Source organism: Streptomyces fodineus (assembly GCF_001735805.1).
Lineage (GTDB): Bacteria > Actinomycetota > Actinomycetes > Streptomycetales > Streptomycetaceae > Streptomyces > Streptomyces fodineus.
In genome coordinates, this window is the sequence record NZ_CP017248.1 from 5,970,339 (window position 1) to 5,994,385 (window position 24,047).

Genomic DNA, 24,047 nt, shown 5'->3' on the forward strand with positions numbered 1-24,047 from the left:
CGCCGGATCAGCTCCCGCTTCCGTACGCGGCCGCCGCGTCCTTCTCCAGCTTCGCCTGGGTGCCCGCCACGTCCGCCGGGTTCTTCAGGAAGTCCTGCAAGTCCTTCCACTCACCCTTGCCCGGGGTGCCGCCGAAGGCCTGCGGGGCCTGGTCGGACATGTCGAAGCGGAAGTCGTCACCGGACGCGATCAGCGCCTTGGCGATCTTCTGCTGCACCGCGTTCGGATACGCCGAGACGGCCACGTTCTTGTTCGGCGAGAGATAGCCGCCGAGCTTCGCCTGGATCGTCGCAGCGTCCGGGGAGGCGAGGAAAGTGAGCAGGGCCTGCGCGGCCTTGGAGTCCTTGAAGATCACCGCCGCGTCACCGCCGGAGACCACCGGCGCGGTGGAGCCGACGGCCGGGAAGGGGAACACCTTCGCGTCCGTGCCCACCTTCGCCTTGGTCTCACCGATGTTGACCTGCACGAAGTCGCCCTCGTAGACCATCGCGGACTTCGGCTGGTCGCCGCCGGTGAAGGTCTGGGTGACCGAGGCCGGGAACTCCGTCTGCAGCGCGCCGTCCTGACCGCCCGCGAGGTAGTCCTTCTTGCCCCAGATCTGCGCGAGGGTCGTCAGCGCCTGCTTGACCGAGGGATCCGTCCACTTGATCTTGTGCTGGGCGAGCTGGTCGTACTTCTGAGGGCCCGCCTGGGACAGATACACGTTCTCGAACCAGTCCGTCAGCGGCCAGCCGTCCGCGCCGGCCACCGAGAACGGCGTGACACCGGAGTCGTACACCGCCTGCGCGGCGGCCAGCAGGTCCTTCCAGGTCTTCGGCTCCTTGGCGTTCGCGCTCTGGAAGACGTTGGCGTTGTACCAGATCAGCGACTTGTTGGCGGCCTTGTAGTAGACGCCGTACTGCTTGCCGTCGACCTTGCCGATGTCCTGCCAGCCCTGCGAGTAGTTCTTCTGGAGTTCCGTCAGGGCCGCCGGGCCGAGCGGCTTGGCCCACCCCCGCTGCACGGCCTGCTTGATCGCGCCGGGCTGCGGCAGCATGGCCACGTCCGGCGGCTGGCCGCCCGCGATCTTCGAGCCGAGGAAGTTGATGATCGGGTCCTGGGCGGGCACGAAGGTGACCTTCGCGCCGGTGCGCTTCTCGAACTCGGCCAGGACCTGCTTGAAGTTCTTCTGCTCCTGACCGGTCCAGACGGCGGCGATCTCCAGGTTGGCGCCGTTCAGCCGTGGCAGGGTGACGGTGGAGCCGGTGGCCGGGCCGGTCTCGTCGGCGCCGGTCTTCTTGTCCTTGCTGCTGCTGGAGCAGGCGGTGAGCGCGAGGGCTCCCGCGAGCAGGGCGGCGAGCGTGGTGACGGTCCTGTGGGTCCGGATGGTGCTGCTGCTGTGCATGCGCATCACTTCCCCGTTCGTCTGCTGTCCCGTGCGGTCCGGTGTACGCCGGGCCACTCAGAGCGGGCAAGAGCGCCTGCGCTGTCAACCCGCGCATCGTAACCGGCTCGTGACCGAGAGTGTATGCGGGTCGATTGCGCTCAGAGGAGGGAAGGCACCTCCGCCGCCGACACTTCCCTGGCCGCCCGCTCCACGGCGCTGGCCAGCAGGGCGAGGTCGGTGGGGCCGTTGCCCAGCTCCCGTACGGGCCGGCGGGCCGGCGGGTCGCCCATGCGCTGCCAGTCCAGCGGGACCACGGTGGGCCGCTGGGTCGCCGTACGCGGAATACGGCCCGTCACCCGGCCGCCCTGGAAGCCGACGACCCGTCCGTCCCCGTACGCCAATATCCCGCGCCCCGGCGCCGGTTCGTCCGGCCCCTGCTGGGGAGCGTCCAGCGCGACCCGCAGCGCCGCCCGCCGCGCCGGCTCGGTCTCCGCCGTACGATCGCCGGTCCCGGTCGCCGCCACCAGATGCACCCCGAGCCGCTCGCCCTCCCGGGTCACCGCCTCCAGCGCGCGCATCACCGATCCGGCGGCGGGCCGGCCCGGCGAGCCGAGCGGGGGCGAGACCAGCGCGTCCAGGTCGTCGACGACGACCACGAGCCGCGGCAACGGCGGCGCCGCCTCGGCCCGCTGCCGCGCCGCCGCCCCCGGCCGGAGCCGCAGGGTGGAACTGGGCGGCGTCTCTATGTCCCCGGTGGCGGCCGTGCGCTGGGCGACGATCCGGCCGGACACCTCACGCCCCGCGTGCCACTGGGCGAAATCCATCCGGCCCAGCAGCTCCGCCCGCCGCTTCAGCTCGGCGGCGAGCGACTGGGCGAACTCCCGCATGCGCACGGGGTCGTTGGCGATGAGATGGGTGGTGACATGCGGTATGTCGGTGCACACGCGCAGCCCTTCACCCTGCGCGGCGCTGCTCCCGACCCCGTCCCGGCCGTCGATCAGCACCACGCCCAGCCGGTCCGGCCGCTCGGCGGCGGCCAGCGAGGCCACCACGGCCCGCAGCAACTCCGTACGACCGCTGCCGGCCGGCCCCTCTATCAGCAGATGCGGCCCGTCCGCCACCAGGTCGGCGGTGAGCGGCCCGCGCGGCCCGGCACCGAGCACGGCCCGCGCCCGCCCGCCCAGGGACGCCGTGTCGTCGGCCGCGTCCGCCCAGCGCGCCATCAGCGATGCCGGGGTGGCCCGGGCCAGCCCCAACTCGTCCAGCAGTCGCGCCGACTGCGGCAACGGCGCTGCCACGCGCAGATCCCGCTCGCCGACCGGCCCGTCCGGCCGCAGCGGCGCCAGCGCCCGCGCGAACCGCTCCGCCCACGCGGCGGACACGGCGTCCACGGCGGCGAGCGTCCCCGGTCCGACGGGCCCGCTCGGCGCCACCCGCATCAGATGCAGCGCGGTTGCGACATCGCCGCTGAGCAGCGCCGCGGCACCGCAGTGCCGGAACGTCGGCGTCACCGCGCACGCGGCCTCATACGTCAGCGCCACGGGTGAGGCGGGTGAGGCGGGCTCGGTCTCGGCGAGACACACGACATGGATCCCGGCCCGCGGCCCGGCGACGGCCAGCCGCGCGACGGCGTCCCGCAGCCCGGCACCACCGGGGTCTCCGTCCACGACGACGACGGTGTAGGGGCCGCGGAACCCGCTGCCCGCGCCGGCTTCGGAGTCTTCCCTGGCCCAGGAGGGGCGCCGGGTCGGGGCGGAGCGGGCGCCTTGAACGGCGGCCGGGTGGGCCGCGGGGCCGGTGGGGGTGGCCGAGGGGTGGTGGGTGTGGGTGGCGGCGGGGGCTGCGGGGGTGAGTCCGGGCGCGGAACCGCTGGTCTGGCTGGAGGTGAGGTCCTGGGGCGGGGTGCCGGGGCCGGAGGTGTATGCCGCCGTGGTGCCGGGGTGGCCGTCGAGCCCCTGGGTTCGTGGGCCCGGGGTGGCGGAGGGGCCGGGGGCGGGTTGCTGGGAGGGCGCGCCGGGGGTGCCGGGGTGGCCGAGGCTCTGGGGCGGGGTGCCGGGAGTGCCGGGGGCGCCGGAGGCGGGTGCGGTGGTGCCTGGGTGGCCGGAAGTGAACAGCTGGGCGGGGTCGCCCGGGGTGCCGTATGCGCTCTGGTCGCCGGTGGCGGGGTGTGGGGCGGGTACGCCGAACGCCTGGCGCGGGGTGCCCTGGTCGGAGCGGGCGGACGGGCCGGAGGGAGGGGCCTGGGTGACGGCACCCGAGTGGGGGCCGTGTGCAGCGGCGCCCGGGGCCGGCTCGGGAGCGGAGGCGCCGGGGGCCGGGACATGGGCGGCGCCGGGCTGGGCCGCGCCCCTGCCGGTCGTGGCGTGGTCGTCCACCCGGCGCAGCAGTTCCTCGGTGCGGGCCGCCGCCTGTTCCCGGTCGTAGGCCAGCAGCAGCCGGCAGTCCTGGCCGTGGCCCGGCCGGACGTGCGGGAGCCAGCCGAGCCAGGACCACTCGGCCGTGCGCTCCTCCACGGGACGGGAGCGGTCGGCGCTGATCAGCACGATCTCCAGCAGATCGGGGGAGTGCAGCGCGGCCAGCTGGGCCAGCACGGCGCGGGCCAGCCCGGACAGCCGGGGGCGCGGACCGGCCAGGCCCAGTGCCCCGGCCTCGCGCAGGGCCGCCGTCACGGGCACCGCGGGCAGCAGTCCGGAGCCGTCCGGTGCGCTCCGGTCGGCCGTGCCGAGCCGCACGGTCAGCGCCTCCGCATGACCGGGCCCGCGCTCCCACAGCCGGGGCCCGGGGCCGAGCGCCGTCAGCAACAGGGCGGCGGGATCCGGCCATGTCTCGGGCTGCTGCGGCGCGACGATCGCCGGGCCGGCGCCGACGCGGGCCTCGGTGCCGTCGTACGCCTCGGATCCGACGGGCTGCTCCCCGCGCCCACCGGCCAGCCGGCGCGCCCACGCACCTAGCCCCCGCCGCCGAGCACCCTGGGGGACACCAGTGCCCCTGACGGGGCGGCCCTGCGCTCGCGGATCCTCGCCGACGAGGCCGCCGTCCTCCGCCGCACCGGCGTACGGCCCCCCGGTCGCCCCGAAGCGCCCCGCGTGCGTGTCACCACCAAAGGCGGCGCCACGAGCAGCACCGGCTGCCGCGGGCCCGCCACCCCGGTTCTCGATGTTCGGCGCCCCGCCCTGCCCCGGCACAACACCCGACTCCGCCCCCCGATGCTCCAGCCCCCCACCCCCGGAGGCCCCCCATCCGGCGGAGTCATACCCGTGCTGATCCGCCCCCACGGAAGCCCCATCCGCACCGGAGCCACGAGAACCACCAGCACCCGCCGATGGCACTCCCGCCCCACGAGGCCCCCCGGCTCCGCCGGACGCACCCCGCACGCCACCACTCGCCCCCGCACCCGCGGACGGCGCCCCCGCCCCACCAGCCCCACTCGCGCCCGACGACGACGCCCGCACGCGTGGTGCGGCTGGGAAACCGGACCCGGACCCGGACGCACCCGCACCCGAACCCGAAGACCCAGCCGTACCCGAAACGGACGCACCCGCACCCGGCAGCGCATCCGGAACGACCCGGACGCACCCCTCCCCGTCGGAGACGGTCCGCACCCGCCCCCCGGCTCCCCCGGACACAGCGACCCGAAGCGCCGACTCCCCGACCCGCAGCAAGCCCCCGGCAGGGACCCGCACCGGCCGCTCACTCACCCGCTCCCCGTCCAGCACCGTCCCGTTCGTGGAGCCCAGGTCGGCGACCGAGACGCGGCCGTCCGCGCCGACGGTGACCGCGCAGTGCAGCCGGGACACGTCGGGATCGTCCAGCGGCACGTCCGCCTCGGCCGAGCGGCCCACGGTGATCCGGCCGCCGTGCAGCAGATGGACCCCGCCCGCGTCGGGGCCGGCGACGACATGGAGCTGGGTCGGCGCCTCGTCCAGCTCGGGATGCGGTTCGGCGGCCGCCGGGGCGCCCAGGGACAGCACGGCGCCGTCGACCAGCGGAGGCTCGCCGAGGGTGCAGCGGCGCGGATCCAGCCGCTCGGTCCCGGCGTACAGCACCGGCGCGCCGCCGGTGTCGCGGCCTTCTCCGGTGACCGCCCCGGCCAGCGCCGACGCGACCGCGGCGAGATCCGTGCCCGTGGGCGCCGTGACCAGCACGTCGCGGCTCGCGGCGCGGCCCCGCTGCGGGGACGGGCCCAGCGGGTCTACGACGGTCAGCCGGATCTGCATCCCCACCCCAACACGAGCACGTCGGCCAGTACTGGAAGGCATCCTCGCACCTGCCACTGACAATGTGCCCGGGACCCGGTAGCAAGTGATCTTGATTGGTCGGCTCTGCCCCCAAAAGTGCCTGACCAGTGCCGCACCGGCGATCAGTTGAGATCGGTCACGTCCGGTTCCGGCAACCAGGAGACCGGGACGCGCGTCTTTCCGTCGACACGTGGTGGCCCCAGGAGCGGCACTACAGTGGGTCGGAACAACCGGAATGACAACCGGAACGCAGGCAAGCAAGCATCAGCAAGCAGCAGGGAGCGCGTGACGTGCGGCCAGTCGGCAGCAAGTACCTGCTTGAGGAGCCGCTGGGACGCGGCGCCACAGGCACCGTCTGGCGTGCTCGCCAGCGCGAGACCGCGGGCGCCGAGGCGGCCGTGGCCGGGCAGCCCGGCGAGACGGTCGCGATCAAGGTCCTCAAGGAGGAGCTGGCGAGCGATCCGGACATCGTGATGCGCTTCCTGCGTGAGCGCTCCGTCCTGCTCCGGCTCACCCACCCGAACATCGTCCGGGTCCGCGACCTGGTCGTCGAGGGCGATCTGCTGGCGCTGGTCATGGACCTCGTCGACGGCCCCGACCTGCACCGCTATCTGCGCGAGAGCGGCCCCCTCACCCCGGTCGCCGCCGCGCTGCTGACCGCGCAGATCGCCGACGCGCTCGCCGCGAGCCACGCCGACGGCGTCGTCCACCGCGACCTGAAGCCCGCCAACGTGCTGCTGCAGCAGCACGACGGCCAGATGCACCCGATGCTGACCGACTTCGGCATCGCCCGCCTCGCGGACTCCCCGGGCCTGACCCGCACCCAGGAGTTCGTCGGCACGCCCGCGTACGTGGCACCGGAGTCCGCCGAGGGCCGCCCGCAGACCTCCGCCGTGGACATCTACGGCGCCGGCATCCTGCTGTACGAGCTGGTCACCGGCCGTCCGCCGTTCGCCGGCAGCACCGCCCTGGAGGTGCTGCACCAACACCTGAGCGCCGAGCCGCGCCGCCCCTCCACCGTCCCGGACCCGATGTGGACGGTCATAGAGCGCTGCCTGCGCAAGAACCCCGACGAACGGCCGAGCGCCGAGAACCTCGCGCGCGGCCTCAGGGTCGTCGCCGAGGGCATCGGCGTGCACGCGAACGCCGCGCAGATCGCCGCCGCCGAGGGCGTGGGCGCGCTGCTCGTCCCCGACCCGGCCCCGACCGCGGTCCCGGGCGCCGCCGACCCCACGCAGGTGCTGCCGCACGGCGCGGCGGGGTCGTACGACCCGAACGCCGCGACCAGCGTGCTGCCGCACACCGGCGGCCCCGCCGGCGCCGCCGACCCCACCGCCGTACTGCCGAACACGGGCGCGGCGGACCCGACGGCGGTGCTGCCGAACACCGGCCCGCAGGGGCAGCAGCCCGAGCAGCCGCACCCCTGGCAGTCCCAGTTGCGCGCCGCCCGCGACCGCAACGAGCAGACGCAGGTCCAGTACCTGGCCCCGGAGGACGACCCGCTGCGCCACCGGCCCCAGCGGCAGGTGGCCCGGCCCCAGCAGCAGCCGCGCCCGGCCCCGCAGGCCCGCCCCCAGCAGGCGCAGCCGCGCGGCCGGCAGCAGGGGTACCAGCAGGGCTACGGCTATGCGCCGCAGCAGCAGCCGCAGCGGTACGCGCCGCCCGCCCCGGAGCCGCAGCGGCCCGTGCGCGAGCCCCGCGCGCCGCGCCAGCGCAGCGCCAACCCGATGAAGATCCCGGGACTCGGCTGCCTGAAGGGCTGCCTGTTCACGATCGTCATCCTGGTCGTGGCCAGCTGGCTGATCTATGAGCTGACCCCGCTGCACACCTGGATCGGCCAGGGCCGGAGCTACTGGCACGAGGTGACCCACTGGGTCGGCCAGGTGAGCAAGTGGATGAAGGATCTCGGCGGCTCCTCCGGCAGCCGTAACTGATCGAGCGAACTCGCGGTAACCGACCGCGAGTTTGCGGATTTGTCGACATCTGACGGGTGATTTCCGTCTCCGCGGTGAAGGTTGGCTCGGCAGGCGCGTACTTTTAGCGACAACACGCGTCTGTAGGAGCAGTCTTGGCACGGAAGATCGGCAGCCGGTACACCGCGAACCAGATCCTGGGGCGGGGCAGCGCCGGCACGGTGTGGCTGGGCGAGGGGCCGGAGGGCCCCGTCGCCGTCAAGCTGCTGCGCGAGGACCTCGCCTCCGACGAGGAGCTCGTCGGACGCTTCGTGCAGGAGCGCACCGCGCTGCTCGGCCTGGAGCACCCGCACATCGTCACCGTGCGCGACCTGGTGGTCGACGGCAACGACCTGGCCCTGGTCATGGACCTCGTGCGCGGCACCGACCTGCGCACCCGCCTGGAGCGCGAGCGGCGGCTCGCCCCCGAGGCGGCCGTGGCGATCGTCGCCGACGTCGCCGACGCGCTGGCGGCGGCCCACGCGGCCGGGGTCGTCCACCGGGACGTCAAGCCCGAGAACGTGCTCCTCGACATGCAGGGCCCGCTCGGGCCCGGCGGCGCCCACCCGGCCCTGCTCACCGACTTCGGCGTCGCCAAGCTGATCGACTCGCCGAAGCGGACGCGCGCCACGAAGATCATCGGCACGCCGGACTATCTGGCCCCGGAGATCGTCGAGGGCCTGCCCCCGCGCGCCTCCGTCGACATCTACGCCCTCGCGACGGTCCTGTACGAGCTGCTCGCGGGCTTCACCCCGTTCGGCGGGGGCCACCCGGGTGCGGTGCTACGGCGGCACGTCACCGAGACCGTCGTACCGCTGCCCGGCATCCCGGAGGAGCTGTGGCAGCTGATCGTGCAGTGCCTGGCCAAGGCGCCCGCGTCCCGGCTGCGCGCCTCGGAGCTGGCGGCGCGGCTGCGCGAGCAGCTGCCGACGCTGGCCGGGATGCCGCCGCTGGACGTGGACGAGCCGGAGCTCGCCGAGGGCGCCGCGGAGGAGGAGCAGGAGCCGGCGGCCGTGCCGGGTGAGCCGGTACGACGGCGGGGCGCGGTCCCGCTGGTGCCGGGCGCCAAGCCGGACTCCAACCGCGACACGCACACCTCGATGCGGGTGCCGGGGCCGGACGAGCTGGCCGGAGGCGCCCACGGGACCGCGCGCGCTCCCCGGCCCACCGGTGCGCGGCGGCCGGGGTCGGCGAGGCACCGGGCAGCGGTACGGCGGCGCAGGGTGACGCTGGCAGTGGCCGGAGTGGTGCTGGCGGCTGTCGTGGGCGTCGGGGCGTGGTGGGCGTCGGCCGACGGGGACTCGAAGGCACCGCAGGACACCCACAGCACATCGGCCCCCTGACCCCCGGCAGGCTCGGCCCCCGGCCGCCGTTTCCCACCCGCTCACCCGAAACCGTCGGCCGGGAGGGGTGCCCTCCCGGCCGACCGAGCCCCAAGAGCCCGCAGTACCGGGCGCAGCTCGGCCGATGTCGGTTGCCACAGCCGTTACGCTTGAAGGCGTGGCAGTCGTCGATGTATCCGAAGAGCTGAAGTCCCTCTCCTCGACCATGGAGTCGATCGAGGCCGTCCTGGACCTCGACAGGCTGAGGGCAGACATCGCCGTGCTCGAGGAGCAGGCGGCCGCGCCGTCCCTCTGGGACAACCCGGACGAGGCGCAGAAGATCACCAGCAAGCTCTCCCACCTCCAGGCCGAGGTCAGGAAGGCGGAGGCGCTGCGCGGCCGGATCGACGATCTCGCCGTCCTCTTCGAGATGGCCGAGGAGGAGGACGACCCGGACACCCGGGCCGAGGCCGAGTCGGAGCTGGCCGCGGTGCGCAAGTCGCTGGACGAGATGGAGGTGCGCACCCTGCTGTCCGGCGAGTACGACTCCCGCGAGGCGCTCGTCAACATCCGCGCCGAGGCCGGTGGCGTCGACGCCGCCGACTTCGCCGAGAAGCTGCAGCGCATGTACCTGCGCTGGGCCGAGCAGCGCGGCTACAAGACGGAGCTGATCGAGACGTCGTACGCCGAAGAGGCCGGCATCAAGTCGACCACCTTCTCGGTCCAGGCGCCGTACGCCTACGGCACCCTCTCCGTCGAGCAGGGCACGCACCGCCTCGTGCGCATCTCGCCCTTCGACAACCAGGGCCGCCGCCAGACCTCCTTCGCGGGTGTGGAGGTGCTTCCCGTCGTCGAGCAGTCCGACCACGTCGAGATCGACGAGTCCGACCTGCGCATCGACGTCTACCGGTCCTCCGGGCCCGGCGGCCAGGGCGTGAACACCACCGACTCCGCGGTGCGCATCACGCACATCCCCACCGGCATCGTGGTCTCCTGCCAGAACGAGCGCTCGCAGATCCAGAACAAGGCCACGGCGATGAACGTCCTCCAGGCCAAGCTGCTGGAGCGCCGCCGGCAGGAGGAGCAGGCCAAGATGGACGCCCTCAAGGGCGACGGCGGCAACTCCTGGGGCAACCAGATGCGTTCGTACGTGCTGCACCCGTACCAGATGGTCAAGGACCTGCGCACCGAGCACGAAGTCGGCAACCCCGAGGCCGTCTTCAACGGTGAGATCGACGGCTTCCTGGAGGCCGGGATTCGCTGGCGCAAGCAGCAGGAGAAGTAACTTTGTCGACATGAAAACTGCCGCCCGAGAGGCGGCAGTTGTCTTATGTCTGGGTTTTACATCACACTCACAGGCTTCAACTCACCGCAAAAACCCCCCGATGGGACATTGCGCCCGCAATGGCCTTGACGTTGCTTTGAAAAATCGGAAGGGTGAAGCGTGGCATGCGTAACTTCAGGGGCGCATGTGAACCGGGGGAATGAGTTGACGCGACTTCGTCACCGGCTGCCTCCCGTCGATCACGGCAACGCCCCATGCGCCGCCTCATTGACGATCAGCTACTGGGGGTAGCAACCATATGACGAAGAAGACGCGGATCCGGGTCGCGCGGATAGCCGCCGGCGCCGTGATCGCGGCCGGTGCGTCACTGACCGCAGCCGGCGCGGCCTCCGCCCTGGAGCTCAACGTCCAGGCAGGCCCGATCAGCCTGGGCGCGCACACGAACGACCAGGGCGACGACGGCGGTGACGGCGGCTGCCCGATCTCCGTCTGCACCAACGGCGGCACCACCAACGGCGGCACCACCGACGGTGGCACCACCGACGGTGGCACCACGGACGGCGGTACGACCGACGGCGGGACCACGAACGGTGGCACGACCGACGGCGGGACCACGAACGGTGGCACGACCGACGGCGGGACCACGAACGGCGGTACGACCGACGGCGGCGTCGGCGGCACGGTCACCATCGGCGGCACCACCACGAACGGTGGCACCACCACGAACGGTGGCACCACGAATGGTGGCACCACCAACGGCGGTACCACCGACGGTGGCACCACGAACGGTGGCACCACGAACGGTGGCACCACCAACGGTGGCACCACGAACGGTGGCACCACGAACGGCGGTAGCACCAACGGCGGTTCCACCAACGGCGGTTCCACCAACGGCGGTTCCACCAACGGTGGCAGCGCCACCGGCGGCTCCACCACCGGCGGTTCCAGCACCTCCGGCGGCTCCGGCAACACGGGTGGCTCCGGCACCGGCGGTTCCACCACCGGCGGCAACCAGGACAACCCCCAGGGCGGCAGCGGCAAGGCCACCCAGGACGAGGGCTCCTCGGCCCTCACCGACACGGGCTCCGACAGCAAGGCCCAGGGCGGCGACAAGCAGCTCGCCGAGACCGGTGCCGGCCAGACCATGTTCATGGTCATCGGCGCCGCGACGATGATCGCGGGCGGCGTCGGCTTCCGCATCCTGCCGCGTCTGGTCAACGGCCGGGGCGGCGCGGCCGCCTGAGCGTAGCCGTATGGCCACGCAGCGCGCCCATGGCGCAAACCGAAGGGCCCGGAGCTTGGCGCTCCGGGCCCTGAGGGGTTTCTGGGGCTTTTCTTACGCGGTCTGGTGCGCCAGCAGCGCCACCGCGGCGATCAGCACCGCCAGCAGCGCGATCAGCGCCATCGGGTTCACCCCGCCCAGGAAACCCTCTTGCTGCAGTCGCTCGCGGTTGGCACGGCACACCGGGCACCGGCCCTCGCTCACGGGCGCCGCGCAGTTCGCGCACACCAACCGGTCGTACGTCATGCGCTCGCCCTCCTTGCACCGGCCACTACTCGTACAACGCTCACGGGAACGGGAACGTTCCCCCCTCCACTGTGCCAGTTTCCGGCACGGCGTGCGCGGGGCCTCGGACAGCTCGGCGAGAACGGGAGCCGGTACAAAAACGTACAAGCCTTACCCAACCTCGACCTGCGACTGCACTTGCACACCCGGGTCGCGTATGGTCACGCTCATCTACCCCCGGCGACCCGTGGTGCATCCGTGATCCGATTCGACAACGTCTCCAAGGTCTACCCCAAGCAGACCCGCCCCGCACTCAGGGATGTCTCCCTGGAGGTGGAGAAGGGCGAGTTCGTGTTCCTCGTGGGGTCCTCCGGCTCCGGAAAGTCCACCTTCCTGCGGCTCATCCTCCGCGAGGAGCGGTGCAGCCACGGACAGGTGCACGTGCTGGGCAAGGACCTCGCGCGCCTCTCCAACTGGAAGGTGCCGCAGATGCGCCGCCAGCTGGGGACGGTGTTCCAGGACTTCCGGCTCCTGCCGAACAAGACCGTCGCGGAGAACGTGGCCTTCGCCCAGGAGGTCATCGGCAAGTCCCGCGGCGAGATCCGCAAGTCCGTACCGCAGGTGCTCGATCTCGTCGGGCTCGGCGGCAAGGAGGACCGCATGCCCGGCGAGCTGTCCGGTGGTGAGCAGCAGCGCGTGGCCATCGCGCGGGCCTTCGTCAACCGGCCCAAGCTGCTCATCGCCGACGAGCCCACCGGCAACCTCGACCCGCAGACCTCCGTCGGCATCATGAAGCTGCTCGACCGCATCAACCGGACGGGCACCACGGTCATCATGGCGACGCACGATCAGAACATCGTGGACCAGATGCGCAAGCGCGTCATCGAGCTGGAGAAGGGCCGCCTCGTCCGCGACCAGGCCCGCGGCGTCTACGGCTACCAGCACTAAGCAAGTTCACGACGGAAAGGCTCGACAAGACGCCATGCGCGCCCAGTTCGTCCTGTCGGAGATCGGTGTCGGTCTCCGCCGCAATCTGACGATGACCTTCGCCGTCATCGTCTCCGTCGCCCTGTCCCTGGCGCTCTTCGGCGGCTCGCTGCTGATGAGCGACCAGGTGAGCACCATGAAGGGCTACTGGTACGACAAGGTCAACGTCTCGATCTTCCTGTGCAACAAGCACGACGCCGACTCGGACGTCAACTGCGCCAAGGGCGCGGTGACCGAGGACCAGAAGAAGCAGATCCTCTCGGACCTGCAGAAGATGCCGGTCATCGAGAAGGTGTCGTACGAGTCGCAGGACGAGGCGTACAAGCACTACAAGGAGCAGTTCGGCAACTCCCCGCTGGCCAGCTCGCTGACGCCGGACCAGATGCAGGAGTCGTACCGGATCAAGCTCAAGGACCCGCAGAAGTACCAGGTCATCGCCTCGGCCTTCAACGGACGCGCCGGTGTGCAGTCCGTGCAGGACCAGAAGGGCATCCTGGACAACCTCTTCACGCTGCTGAACCTGATGAACCGGGGCGCGCTCGGCGTGATGGCGATGATGCTGATCGTCGCGCTGCTGCTGATCATCAACACCGTGCGTGTCTCGGCGTTCAGCCGACGGCGCGAGACGGGGATCATGCGCCTGGTCGGTGCCTCGGGCTTCTACATCCAGGCGCCGTTCATCGCCGAGGCCGCGGTCGCCGGGCTCATCGGCGGCGGCCTCGCCTGTGTGGCCCTGGTGGTCGGCCGGTACTTCACCATCGACCACGGCATGGACCTCGCCCACCACCTCACGCTGATCAACTTCGTCGGCTGGGACGCGGTGTTGGCCAAGCTGCCGCTGATCCTCGCGACCAGCGTGCTGATGCCGGCGTTGGCGGCGTTCTTCGCGCTGCGCAAGTACCTGAAGGTGTGACGCATCCCAAGAGGGCCGTACGGGCATCCGGCCGTACGGCCCTCCGCGTTGTCCTAGACTCACCGCCATGTCAGGCCGCGACCTGTTCTGTCCGCCCCGCCGCTTCCGCCGCGGGGCCGCCCTGACATTGGTCTTCGCCGGCGTCCTGGTCACCGGCGCCGCCACCGGCTCCTTCCCGGAGACCGACGCCGCTTTGCGCAGGGCCGCGGCCTTCGGGCCGTCGCCCACGACCACCCCGCACGAGGACGTCCAGAAGGCCGCCGCCGACGCGCTGGCCGACGGCAAGTCCCCGATGGAGGCCGCCGAGCGGGCCGTCAGCCGCAGCGGGGACCGCTGGGGTGCCGTCTACTCCGAGGGCGAGTACCAGGAGTTCCAGGAGGCCCTCGACGGCCGGTACACCGGCGTCGGCCTGTGGGCGCGGCGCGAGCGGGACGGCCGGATCGAGGTGACCAAGGTGCAGCCCGGCTCGCCGGCGGCCGAGGCGGGGATCCGCCGGGGCGACCGGCTGCGCAGCATCGACGGCAGCAAGGTCGACGGGCTCCCGGTCACCGAGGTGGTCTCCTTACTGCGGGGCGACGCCGACGACGCGGGGGCCGGTACGAGCGTCACCCTGGGCCTTCAGCGCGGCACGCGCGCGTGGAGCGAGAAACTGCGCCGGGCGAGCCTGTCCACCGACTCCGTGACCGTGCGCCGGCTGCCCGGCGGGGTCACCATCATCAAGATCGCCGCGTTCACCAAGGGCTCCGGTGACGCCGTCCGCGCCGCGGTGCGGCAGGCCCCGGCCGACGGCGGGATCGTCCTCGACCTGCGCGGCAACTCCGGCGGCCTGGTCACCGAGGCGGTGGAGACCTCCTCCGCCTTCCTGGACGGCGGGCTGGTCGCCACCTACGACGTCGACGGCGCCCAGCGCTCCCTGCACGCCGACCGCGGCGGCGACACCACCCGCCCCCTGGTCACCCTGGTCGACGGGGGCACGATGAGCGCGGCCGAGATGCTCACCGGGGCACTGCAGGACCGGGGCCGCGCGGTGGTGATCGGCTCGCGCACCTTCGGCAAGGGCTCCATCCAGATGCCGACCGAGCTGCCCGACGGCTCGGTGGCCGAGCTGACCGTCGGCCACTACCGCACCCCCTCGGGCCACGCCGTGGACGGCCGGGGCATCACCCCCGACCTGGAGGCGGGCGGGGACACGCTGCAGCGGGCCGAGACGGTCCTCACCGGACTGGGCGACCCCTCGTAGCCACTCGTAATCGGCTGTACTCACACCCCCTGTGTGGTGCGAAAATGGTCGGCACTATGGCTAAGGAAAAAGGGCGCAAGCTGATCGCGCAGAACAAGAAGGCGCGGCACGACTACCACATCCTCGACACCTACGAGGCCGGTCTGGTCCTCATGGGCACCGAGGTGAAGTCACTGCGCCAGGGTCGGGCCTCGCTGGTCGACGGCTTCGTGCAGCTGGACGGCCACGAGGCGTGGCTGCACAACGTGCATGTCCCGGAGTACAGCCAGGGCACCTGGACCAACCACAGCGCCCGCCGCAAGCGCAAGCTGCTGCTGCACCGCGCGGAGATCGACAAGCTGGAGTCCAAGTCCCAGGAGACGGGCCACACGATCGTGCCCCTCGCCCTGTACTTCAAGGACGGCCGTGCCAAGGTCGAGATCGCGCTGGCGAAGGGCAAGAAGGAGTACGACAAGCGCCAGACCCTGCGCGAGAAGCAGGACCGGCGCGAGACGGACCGCGCGGTGGCGGCGGCGCGCAGGCGCCAGCGGGGCTGAGCCGGGAATGTCCCGGCCCCCGGCCGCGTTGAACCCTGTACGACGGCCGGGTGACCGGCGGGAATACGGTGGCACCGGCGGGCGTTGTTCCCGTACGATGGCACCTGCACCTCACAGCGGGTGCGCACCTTGAGAAATGAACATGGGGATGATCGGTTTCGACAGCGGCTGTCGAAGCAGGGGAAGCGTGTCGAGGAAGCGGCCATGATCTCGTAAACCACAGGCCGAAAAAAATAATCGCCAACACCAAGCGCGATTCCTTCGCCCTCGCTGCCTAAGTAGCGACTTGCGAAGTGTCAGCCCGGGGCTGTTCCCGACCCGGATCCTGGCATCAGCTAGGGAACTAAACCTTGATCCCGGTCACGGGGTGAAGAGGGAAACCAAACAGTGACTGAGCCCGTCGGCGACTTGTTCGCGTGATCGCCGGGGCCGAGAAAAGCGAAGCGAACTGCACACGGAGAAGCCCTGATTCCGCACCGTTGGACGCGGGTTCGATTCCCGCCATCTCCACGAGGCCCTCCGGGGGTTCAGCCCCATGTAACGGCCCCGTCGCTTTCAGCGGCGGGGCCGTTGTCATGCGGGGATGCGTCGTGGGGCTGCATCGGCGTTACCGGGTGCGGGCTCGTTGTGGCTGGTCGCGCCCCTTCGGGGCGCTCGTCGCCCGTCGGCGCGGGTGAGCGAAGCCACCCCCAGGGCGAGTGCGGCGGCGGCCGCCGGTACGGCGTACGCGGTGGTGGGGGACAGGTGATCCGCCGCCCAGCCTCCCGCCGCCGAGCCGCACGCGATCCCCGCCAGCAGCCCCGTCACCATCAGGCTCATCCCCTCGTTCAGACGGTCGGCCGGGGTGCGCCGCTGCACCAGCGTCATCGCCGTCACCATCGTCGGCGCCGTCGCCATCCCCGCCACCAGCAGCGCCCCCGCCAGCACCCACAGCGAACCGGTGAGGCCCGCGGCAGCCCACGGCAGTGTCATCAGTACGGCCATGCCCGCCAGGCAGTGCCCCAGCCGCACCCCCGTCGGCTTCAGCGCGCCGTACAGCAGACCCGCCGCGCACGACCCCGCCGCCTGCAGGGCGAGCACCGCACCGGCCGCCGTACGGTGACCCTGTGCGCCGGCGTACGCGATCGTGACGACCTCCATCGAGCCGAACACCGCCCCGGTCGCGGTGAAGCAGGCCAGCAGTGGCGGGATGCCCGGGCTGCGCAGCGGCGACCGCGCCTGTGAACGGGCCCGCGGCGGAGGCTCGGTGGCCCGTTGCGCGGTGAACAGCAGCATGCCGGCGAGCAGCAGCGCCGCGCCCGCGAGCGTGCCCGCCTCCGGGAAGAACGTGCCGGTGAGGAACGAGGCCAGCACCGGTCCGAGCATGAAACACAGCTCGTCGGCGGCCTGCTCGAAGGAGTTCGCGGTATGCAGCGCGCCGGGGTCGTCGCGCAGCAGATGGGCCCAGCGGGCGCGGGAGAGGCCGCCGATGTTCGGGGTGGCCGCGGTGCCGGCGTAGGCGGCGAACAGGGTCCAGTCGGGGGCGCCGTAACGGACGCACAGCAGCAACGCGAGGCTGCCCAGCACGGAGGCGAGCGTGGCCGGTACGGCGACGCGGGCCTGCCCGTGCCGGTCGACGAGCCGGGCGACCCAGGGCCCGGCCAGCGCGGTCGCCGCGAGACCGGTCGCGGTGACGGCACCGGCCAGGGCGTACGAGCCCCGCGACCCGGCGATCATCACGACGGCGCTGACGCCGAACATGCCCATGGGCAGGCGGGCGAGGAGGTTGCCGGTGGTGAAGGCGCGGGTGCCGGGGAGGGCGAACAGGCGGCGATAGCCGCTGGTGGTGGATATGACCGAGGGCATGGACTCACCCTCACTCCGAGTGGATCACCGGGTCCAACACCTTCTCGGCCCCGATTCACGCACCTGCGTTGTAAGTTCACGGGCATGCCCGTCCCCGCCGACATAGACCCCCGCCTCCTGCGCGCCTTCGTCGCCGTGGCGCAGGAACTGCACTTCACCCGGGCCGCTGCCCGCCTGTACGTCGCCCAGCAGGCGCTCAGTCGGGATGTGCGGCGGCTGGAGCGGGAGTTGGGCGCGGAGCTGTTCGTACGGACGACCCGGCAGGTGACGCTCACCGCCGACGGTGAACGACTGCTGCCGCACGCGCGCCGCGTCCTGTCCGCCCAGGACGACCTGCTGGCCGCGTTCGCCCCCGGCCGGTTCCGCCCGCTGCTCGTGGACCTCAACTCGCCCGGCCTCCTCACCGGCCGCCGCGTGCTGCACCGGGCCCGTGAACTCGCCCCGGACTGCGAGCTGATGGCCCGCTACGAGAGCGGCCTGACCGGCGCCGCCGCCGAGCTGCTCGCCGGCCGGCTGGATGCCTCCTTCGGCCGTTTCGCCGGCCTCGACCCGGCGCTGCGGTCCGGGCTGGAGCAGCAGCCGGTGCGCTACGAGCCGATGGCCGTCGTCCTGCCCGAGGACCATCCGCTGGCCGCCCGCACGGAGGTGCCGTTGGCCGCGCTGGCCGGCGAGACCGTGTACGCCGGCGCCGGCAATCCGCGGACCCTGGAGTGGACCGATCTGGCGAGCCGGCTCTTCGAGGGGCGCGGCATCCGGCAGGCCGCACCCCTCCCGCCGGCCGTCGGGGACGAGGAGTTCGAGCGGATCATGGCCAAGACCCGCCATCCGGTGCTGGCGGTGGTGGACTTCCCGGCCATGCCCCGTACGGTGCGCCGGCCCCTCGTCGATCCCGTCCCGCTGTCGCCGGTGTCCCTGGTGTGGCGCAAGGGGCTGGTCCATCCCGGGCTGGACGCGCTGCGCCGGGCGGCGGCCGGACTCGCAGCAGCGGAGGGATGGCTGCGGCGGCCCGACGGGGGATGGATTCCGGCCACTGATGAGCGCGTGATGAGGGGGTGACCAGCGGCTGGAAGTGGCCGTCCACGGTCCGCGAACAGGTGCAGCCCTTCGCCGACCCGCGTGTCGGCGCCGTCGCCGGCAACGCCAAGGTCGGCAAAAAGAAGACCCTCATCGGCGCCTGGCAGCACATCGAGTACGTGATGGGCTTCAACCTGGACCGCCGGATGTACGACGTCCTGCGCTGCATGCCGACGATTCCCGGCGACACGCTCGCCGAGGACACCGACATCACGATGGCGCTGCACCGCGACGGCTGGCGGGTCGTCTACGCCGAGCGCGCCCGCGCCTGGACCGAGGCGCCCGAGTCCGTCCAGCAGCTGTGGTCCCAGCGCTACCGCTGGTCGTACGGCACCATGCGGGCGATCTGGAAGCACCGGCGGGCCCTGTTCGAGCGGGGTCCTCCGGCCGCTTCGGCCGGGTGGGCCTGCCGCTGGTGTCCCTGTTCATGGTGGCGCCGCTGCTGGCGCCGCTCATCGACCTCTTCCTCGTCTACGGCCTGGTCTTCGGGCCGACCGGGAAGACGATCGCGGCCTGGTTCACCGTCCTTCCGCCGCATGGGCGGCGTGGCCGCGCCCGGTCCGTCGCGGGACCTCTCATCCCCGCTCCGGCCGGGGTGAGAGCAACGTTCCCTTCCGGTCACTCGCAGCCACAGGGCCGGAAACGCGCTCTTCCTACCTTCGGGTTCAGTCAGTCGATGGCAGGTCGACGGCAGACCGAGCAGCCGGAGCCCCGTGGAGGCGTGATGACAGCCCCAGCCCCAACCCGTCGTAGTGGCCGCTGGATCGAGCGCTGGGACCCGGAGGACGAGGGATTCTGGACGGCGACCGGGCAGCGGATCGCCAACCGGAACCTCTGGTTCTCCGTTCTCTCGGAGCACATCGGCTTCTCGGTGTGGACCCTGTGGTCCGTCCTCGTCCTCTTCATGGGCCCGCAGTACGGCCTCACCCCCGCCGACAAGTTCCTGCTGACCTCGATGGTCACCCTCGTCGGCGCCGTCGTCCGCGTCCCCTACACCTTCGCCGTGGCCGTCTTCGGCGGCCGCAACTGGACGATCATCTCGGCGAGCCTGCTGCTCATCCCGACCATCGCGGCCTTCGCGGTCATGGAACCGGGCACGTCCTTCACCACGTTCCTCGTCGTCGGCCTGCTGGCCGGCATCGGCGGCGGCAACTTCGCCTCCTCCATGACCAACATCAACGCCTTCTTCCCGCTGAGGAAGAAGGGCTGGGCGCTCGGCCTGAACGCGGGCGGCGGCAACATCGGCGTGCCCGTCATCCAGCTCGTCGCCCTCGCGGTGATCGGCGCGAGCGGCGGCCCGCGCGTGCTGCTCGGCATCTACATCCCGCTGATCGTCGTGGCCGCCGTCCTGGCCGCCGTCTTCATGGACAACCTGGCGACGGTGAGGAACGACACCGGCGCGGCCAAGGACGCCGCCAAGGACGCCCACACCTGGATCATGTCCTTCCTCTACGTCGGCACCTTCGGCTCCTTCATCGGCTACAGCTTCGCCTTCGGCCAGGTCCTGACGATCCAGTTCGGCCGCACCCCGCTCCAGGCGGCCTACCTCACCTTCATCGGCCCGCTGCTCGGCTCCCTGATCCGCCCCCTCGGCGGCAGGCTCGCCGACCGCTTCGGCGGCGCCCGCATCACCCTGTGGAACTACGTCGCGATGGCCGCCGCCACCGCCGTACTGATCGTCGCGAGCCGGCAGAAGTCGCTGGCGCTGTTCGTGTCCGTCTTCGTGGTCCTGTTCGTGCTCAGCGGCCTCGGCAACGGCTCGACCTACAAGATGATCCCGGGCATCTTCCAGGCGAAGGCCCTGGCCAAGGGTCTGGAGGGGGAGGCGGCCCTGGCCTACGGCCGCCGACTGTCCGGCGCCTCCATGGGCCTGATCGGCGCGGTCGGCGCGCTCGGCGGAGTCGGCATCAACCTCGCCTTCCGCCAGTCCTTCCTCTCCTACGGCTCCGGCACCGGCGCGTTCGTCGCCTTCCTCGCCTTCTACGGCGTCTGCTTCGCGGTGACGTGGGCCGTATACGTTCGCCGTACGGCGGTACGGGTCGGGGCAGTGGCGACGGCGGAGACAAAGCCGCAGCTCAGCTATGCCGAGGTATGACGTAACACCCGTGCAATGAAGCCGAACCGAGCCCGTCACGCGCCGTTGACAGGCTTCGCGTGCCGGTCAGCTAGGAGATGCCCCATGTACGACGAAGAGCCGCAGTCCGGAGCCACCGGAGCCGCCCAGCCCGGTCGGCTCGCGGGTTTCACCGTGGGCGTCACCGCCGCGCGCCGGGCCGACGAGCTGGGCGCCCTGCTCCAGCGGCGCGGCGCCGCCGTCCTGCACGCACCCGCCCTGCGCATCGTGCCGCTCGCCGACGACGGCGAGCTCCTCGCCGCCACGAAGGGGATCATCGAGCAGGCGCCGGACGTGGTCGTGGCCACCACGGCGATCGGCTTCCGGGGCTGGGTGGAGGCGGCCGAGGGCTGGGGCCTGGGCGATCCGCTGCTCGGCCGGCTGGGGGAGGTCGAACTGCTGGCCCGGGGCCCGAAGGTCAAGGGCGCGATCCGCGCGGCAGGCCTGACGGAGAAGTGGTCCCCCTCCTCGGAGTCCCTGGCCGAGGTCCTGGACCGCCTGCTGGAAGAAGGCGTCGACGGCCGCCGTATCGCCGTACAGCTGCACGGCGAGCCGCTGCCGGGCTTCGTGGAGGCCCTGCGCGCCGGCGGAGCGGAGGTGGTCCCGGTCCCGGTGTACCGCTGGATGGCGCCGGAGGACATCACCCCGCTGGACCGCCTCCTGGACGCGGCGATCTCCCGCTCCCTGGACGCGGTGACCTTCACCAGCGCCCCCGCGGCGGCCTCTCTGCTGTCCCGGGCGGAGGACCGGGGCCTGCTGGAGCAGTTGCTGTCGGCCCTGTCCCACGACGTCATCCCGGCCTGCGTCGGCCCGGTCACGGCGCTCCCCCTCCAGGCGAAGGGCCTGGACACGATCCAGCCGGAACGCTTCCGCCTGGGCCCCTGGTCCAGCTGCTGTGCCAGGAACTCCCGGCCCGCGCCCGCGCGTTGCCGGTCGCCGGCCACCGGGTGGAGATCCGCGGCCACGCGGTCCTGGTCGACGGCGCCCTGAAGCCGGTCCCCCCGGCGGGCATGGCCCTGCTGCGCGCCCTGTCCCGCCGCCCCGGCTGGGTGGTGGCCCGGGCCGACCTCCTCCGCGCGCTGCCGGGCGCGGGCCGCGACGAACACGCGGTGGAGACGGCGATGGCTCGTCTGCGTACGGCTCTGGGGGCGCCCAAGCTGATCCAGACGGTGGTGAAGCGGGGTTACCGCCTCGCCCTGGATCCGGCTACGGACGCGAAGTACGCGGACGCGTAGCGGCGTCGGCACCCGCTCACCGGTTGTCGTACTCGTCGTGCCGGCGCCACCAGAAGCCGTTCTCGTTGCGGCCCAGGGGTGCGCGGTCGAGCCACTGGTACATGCCCCACAGGGCGTCCAGGCCGCGCGCGTACGTCGAGTAGGTGTGGTAGACGGTGCCGTCCTGCAAGGCGAACGCGCTCATGCCGGGACCCTCTCGGCGGTAGGTCTCCCAGTCCGTGCCGACGATCGACCGGGTGAAGGCGTCGCGGGAGTTCTTCTCCCCGGTCGTCGCCGGCCGCATGTCCTCCTCACCGAAGTTGTAGGCGACGACCCCCGATTCCCACTCCTCCTCGGTGTGCGCGACCCCGAAGTCGAAGTTGAAGTCGCTGCCGTGGGACGACGCCCACGGGAAGGTCCACCCCATCCGCTGCCGGTACGCATGAAGCCGCGCGAGCGGGGCCCGCGACACCGCCCAGAACATCACGTCGTGGTGGGCGAGATGGACCACGGAGCCGTTGAAGCCGTCGGCGATCGCCGAGCAGGACGGGCAGCCGGCGGTGTAGTCGGGCCCGAACATGAAGTGGTAGAGGAGCAGTTGGGACCGTCCCCGGAACAGGTCGGCCAGCGACGCCGTTCCCTCGTCGGTCTCGAAACGGTAGTCCTTGTCCACCCGGACCCAGGGCAGCTCCTGCCGTCGCCGGGCCAGCTCGTCGCCGCGCCGGGTCAGTTCCTTCTCCGCCTCGAGCAGCTCCAGCCGCGCGGCGAGCCACTCCTCGCGGGTTCCCGTCTTGTGTGTCGTCATTGCCTGTCACCCCTTGTCCGTGTTCGCTACATCGGTGGTGGCGTGAGTCCCGGGAGCAGTGCGGGCGCGATGACGATCGTCGAACCGAGCGCGATGACCGCCAGCCCCAGGGGGACGTCGACCGCCCTCTTCGCCGGCAGCAGCTTCTGGGCGGAGGCGAGGGCGGCGACCACCGACATCCACCACAGGCTCATCACCCCCAGTGCCACCAGCATCGCCATCAGCCCGGCGCTCGACCCCGCGCAGTACAGTCCGAACCCGAGCCCGGATCCGGCATACTCGCGGCAGCGCCGCCGGAAGTACCGTTTGACCGGCGTGAGCTCGTAGGCGCCCGCCGCGATCACCAGCACGCCGGCGGCCGGCGAGCCGTGCGGCCGGTCCAGTGCGTACGCGACGACACCCGCGAGTGCCCAGACGGCCAGGTAGCCTCCGGCGAACGGCAGCGCGGCGCGCAACCCGCCGGCTGCGCGGGCGTGCCTGGCGACCGCCGGGGCCGCGCCCGGCAGCATCATGGCCGCCATCATGGTCGTCCATGTCGCGGCGAAGAAGCCGAACGACCCGGGACTGGTCGCGACCCCCATGTCCATGCCGTGCATCAGCCGGGCCGCGGCCGCCCAGCAGGCCGCGGCCAGCCCGAGCGTCAGCCCGAGCGCCATGACCGGCGCGGCCGGGCGGCGGAATTCCAGGTTCACCGTCGGTTCTCCCTCCGGTGTCGGGCCGCCGCGATCCCGTCATGGCGGCGATCTGCGTCACGAGGATCCGCGTGCCTGCTCATCGAGGTGCTCTTTCAGGGCGCCGAGCGGGCTGTCCCAGTCGCGCGCCAGCGCGGCCAGGAACTGCTGCGCCACCTGCATCGGCGCGGATCGCAGCCGGTAGCGCACCCGGCGCCGCTCACCCGGTTCGGCCGTCACCAGGCCGGCATCGGCCAGCAGGGCCAGGTGTTTGGCGATCGCCTGCCGGCTGATCGGCAGCCGGCCGGCCAGGTCCGTGGCCGTGGCCGGCCCCCCTGCCGCCAGCGCGGCCAGGATGGCGCGCCGGCTCGGGTCGGCCAGGGCGGCGAAGACCTGTTCGGCGATCGCCTCGACGTCAGGCTGCGGCATCGAGGTGGTCGACCAGTTCGCCCAGTTCGCGCGTCCAGCCCTCGGTGTGGCCGGCGTACTCCCCGCGGTGGACCTCGTCCGGGAGCTGGGCGAAACCGGTCTCGACGACCGTCAGCCGTGTGCCGGTGCCGAGCGGTTCGAGGGTGAACTCCACATAGGTGCGACGCGGATCGTCCTCGGGCAGTCCCGCGATGTTCCAGGTGAAGCCGAACACCGTCGGCTCCTCCACCCGTTCCACCCGCATGTCGGCGCGATGACCGCCGTCCCATTTCATCCAGGCCGCGCCGCCCGGGCGCAGTTCGATCGCCGCCTGGTTGCCGAACCAGGCGCTCAGTCCCTCGGCCGTGGTGAGCGCCGCCCACACCGCGGCCGGCGGGTGCGCGATCTCGATGGTCCGCTCGATGCGATCAGGGAATGCCATCACTGCCTCCTTTGTATAGCAACTCTTTGGTTGCGACATTATGGCAACCAAATGGTTGCGTCAAGGCCCGGCGCGCCGTGATCACGGATCGGCGCGGCCGTGATCGAGGATCGGCGCGCCGTAATTGAG

Annotated in this window: 18 protein-coding genes, 1 other RNA gene and 2 pseudogenes; 13 read left to right on the forward strand and 8 right to left on the reverse strand. The window is 72.1% G+C overall.

Features of this window, described 5'->3' with window-relative positions; all coding sequences use genetic code 11:
• Positions 1-7 precede the first annotated feature (7 nt).
• On the reverse strand, positions 8-1,384 hold the full coding sequence (locus BFF78_RS25585; protein WP_099055095.1) for an ABC transporter substrate-binding protein: 1,377 nt from the start codon (positions 1,382-1,384) through the stop codon (positions 8-10).
• A gap of 140 nt (positions 1,385-1,524) precedes the next feature.
• The gene (locus BFF78_RS25590) at positions 1,525-5,583 is read right to left on the reverse strand and encodes an FHA domain-containing protein (RefSeq protein WP_069783813.1); all 4,059 of its coding nucleotides are present in this window, start codon (positions 5,581-5,583) and stop codon (positions 1,525-1,527) included.
• A 311-nt stretch (positions 5,584-5,894) separates the two neighbouring features.
• Between BFF78_RS25590 and BFF78_RS25595 the strand changes: the two genes are divergently transcribed.
• The 4 genes from BFF78_RS25595 to BFF78_RS25610 all read left to right on the forward strand — a co-directional run bounded on the left by BFF78_RS25595 (position 5,895) and on the right by BFF78_RS25610 (position 11,406).
• A complete protein-coding gene (locus BFF78_RS25595) occupies positions 5,895-7,538 on the forward strand; it encodes a serine/threonine-protein kinase (protein ID WP_069780535.1) in 1,644 nt (547 codons plus the stop codon).
• Positions 7,539-7,672: 134 nt separating this feature from the next.
• Positions 7,673-8,899: a serine/threonine-protein kinase gene (locus BFF78_RS25600; protein WP_069780536.1), complete on the forward strand. Its 1,227-nt coding sequence runs from the start codon at positions 7,673-7,675 to the stop codon at positions 8,897-8,899.
• Between the two features lie 157 nt (positions 8,900-9,056).
• Positions 9,057-10,163, forward strand: coding sequence for a peptide chain release factor 2 (gene prfB, locus BFF78_RS25605; protein WP_069780537.1), 1,107 nt, complete (start codon positions 9,057-9,059; stop codon positions 10,161-10,163).
• A 298-nt stretch (positions 10,164-10,461) separates the two neighbouring features.
• On the forward strand, positions 10,462-11,406 hold the full coding sequence (locus BFF78_RS25610; RefSeq protein WP_069780538.1) for a hypothetical protein: 945 nt from the start codon (positions 10,462-10,464) through the stop codon (positions 11,404-11,406).
• 93 nt (positions 11,407-11,499) lie between these two features.
• Here the strand turns inward: BFF78_RS25610 and BFF78_RS25615 are convergent, their stop codons facing one another.
• On the reverse strand, positions 11,500-11,691 hold the full coding sequence (locus BFF78_RS25615) for a hypothetical protein (protein ID WP_023550109.1): 192 nt from the start codon (positions 11,689-11,691) through the stop codon (positions 11,500-11,502).
• A 237-nt stretch (positions 11,692-11,928) separates the two neighbouring features.
• Here BFF78_RS25615 and ftsE point away from each other — a divergent pair, with 237 nt between their 5' ends.
• The 5 genes from ftsE to ssrA all read left to right on the forward strand — a co-directional run bounded on the left by ftsE (position 11,929) and on the right by ssrA (position 15,859).
• Positions 11,929-12,618 (forward strand): cell division ATP-binding protein FtsE, encoded by a 690-nt coding sequence (gene ftsE, locus BFF78_RS25620; protein ID WP_055707746.1) that lies wholly within the window; start codon positions 11,929-11,931, stop codon positions 12,616-12,618.
• A gap of 34 nt (positions 12,619-12,652) precedes the next feature.
• Positions 12,653-13,570 (forward strand): permease-like cell division protein FtsX, encoded by a 918-nt coding sequence (ftsX, locus tag BFF78_RS25625; protein WP_069780539.1) that lies wholly within the window; start codon positions 12,653-12,655, stop codon positions 13,568-13,570.
• Between the two features lie 67 nt (positions 13,571-13,637).
• Entirely contained in the window at positions 13,638-14,810 is a 1,173-nt protein-coding gene (locus tag BFF78_RS25630) for a S41 family peptidase (protein WP_165289380.1), read from the forward strand.
• A gap of 56 nt (positions 14,811-14,866) precedes the next feature.
• Positions 14,867-15,346: an SsrA-binding protein SmpB gene (smpB, locus tag BFF78_RS25635; protein WP_069780540.1), complete on the forward strand. Its 480-nt coding sequence runs from the start codon at positions 14,867-14,869 to the stop codon at positions 15,344-15,346.
• Positions 15,347-15,490: 144 nt separating this feature from the next.
• Positions 15,491-15,859: a transfer-messenger RNA gene (gene ssrA, locus BFF78_RS25640) on the forward strand.
• A gap of 60 nt (positions 15,860-15,919) precedes the next feature.
• Here the strand turns inward: ssrA and BFF78_RS25645 are convergent.
• Positions 15,920-17,191, reverse strand: coding sequence for an MFS transporter (locus BFF78_RS25645; protein ID WP_079161478.1), 1,272 nt, complete (start codon positions 17,189-17,191; stop codon positions 15,920-15,922).
• Positions 17,192-17,275: 84 nt separating this feature from the next.
• Between BFF78_RS25645 and BFF78_RS25650 the strand changes: the two genes are divergently transcribed.
• The 4 genes and pseudogenes from BFF78_RS25650 to BFF78_RS25665 all read left to right on the forward strand — a co-directional run bounded on the left by BFF78_RS25650 (position 17,276) and on the right by BFF78_RS25665 (position 21,613).
• Entirely contained in the window at positions 17,276-18,247 is a 972-nt protein-coding gene (locus BFF78_RS25650) for a LysR family transcriptional regulator (RefSeq protein WP_069780541.1), read from the forward strand.
• A gap of 17 nt (positions 18,248-18,264) precedes the next feature.
• Positions 18,265-18,794 (forward strand): annotated as a pseudogene (locus tag BFF78_RS25655) (glycosyltransferase family 2 protein); the annotation flags it as partial.
• Between the two features lie 195 nt (positions 18,795-18,989).
• Entirely contained in the window at positions 18,990-20,360 is a 1,371-nt protein-coding gene (locus BFF78_RS25660; RefSeq protein ID WP_069780543.1) for a nitrate/nitrite transporter, read from the forward strand.
• 84 nt (positions 20,361-20,444) lie between these two features.
• Positions 20,445-21,613, forward strand: a pseudogene (locus BFF78_RS25665) (uroporphyrinogen-III synthase).
• Between the two features lie 16 nt (positions 21,614-21,629).
• Here BFF78_RS25665 and BFF78_RS25670 read toward each other — a convergent pair.
• The 4 genes from BFF78_RS25670 to BFF78_RS25685 are packed head-to-tail and all read right to left on the reverse strand — an operon-like array spanning position 21,630 to position 23,918.
• Complete coding sequence (locus BFF78_RS25670) at positions 21,630-22,397, reverse strand: DUF899 domain-containing protein (protein WP_069780544.1); 768 nt, start codon at positions 22,395-22,397, stop codon at positions 21,630-21,632.
• Positions 22,398-22,423: 26 nt separating this feature from the next.
• Positions 22,424-23,089, reverse strand: a complete 666-nt coding sequence (locus tag BFF78_RS25675; RefSeq protein WP_079161479.1) for a DUF2182 domain-containing protein — start codon at positions 23,087-23,089, stop codon at positions 22,424-22,426.
• Between the two features lie 57 nt (positions 23,090-23,146).
• Positions 23,147-23,497 carry a metalloregulator ArsR/SmtB family transcription factor gene (locus tag BFF78_RS25680; RefSeq protein ID WP_069780545.1) on the reverse strand — a complete coding sequence of 117 codons (351 nt, stop codon included), beginning with the start codon at positions 23,495-23,497 and terminating at the stop codon, positions 23,147-23,149.
• Positions 23,484-23,918, reverse strand: a complete 435-nt coding sequence (locus BFF78_RS25685; RefSeq protein WP_069780546.1) for an SRPBCC domain-containing protein — start codon at positions 23,916-23,918, stop codon at positions 23,484-23,486. The genes BFF78_RS25680 and BFF78_RS25685 overlap by 14 nt, the downstream gene beginning before the upstream one ends.
• Positions 23,919-24,047: the final 129 nt, after the last annotated feature.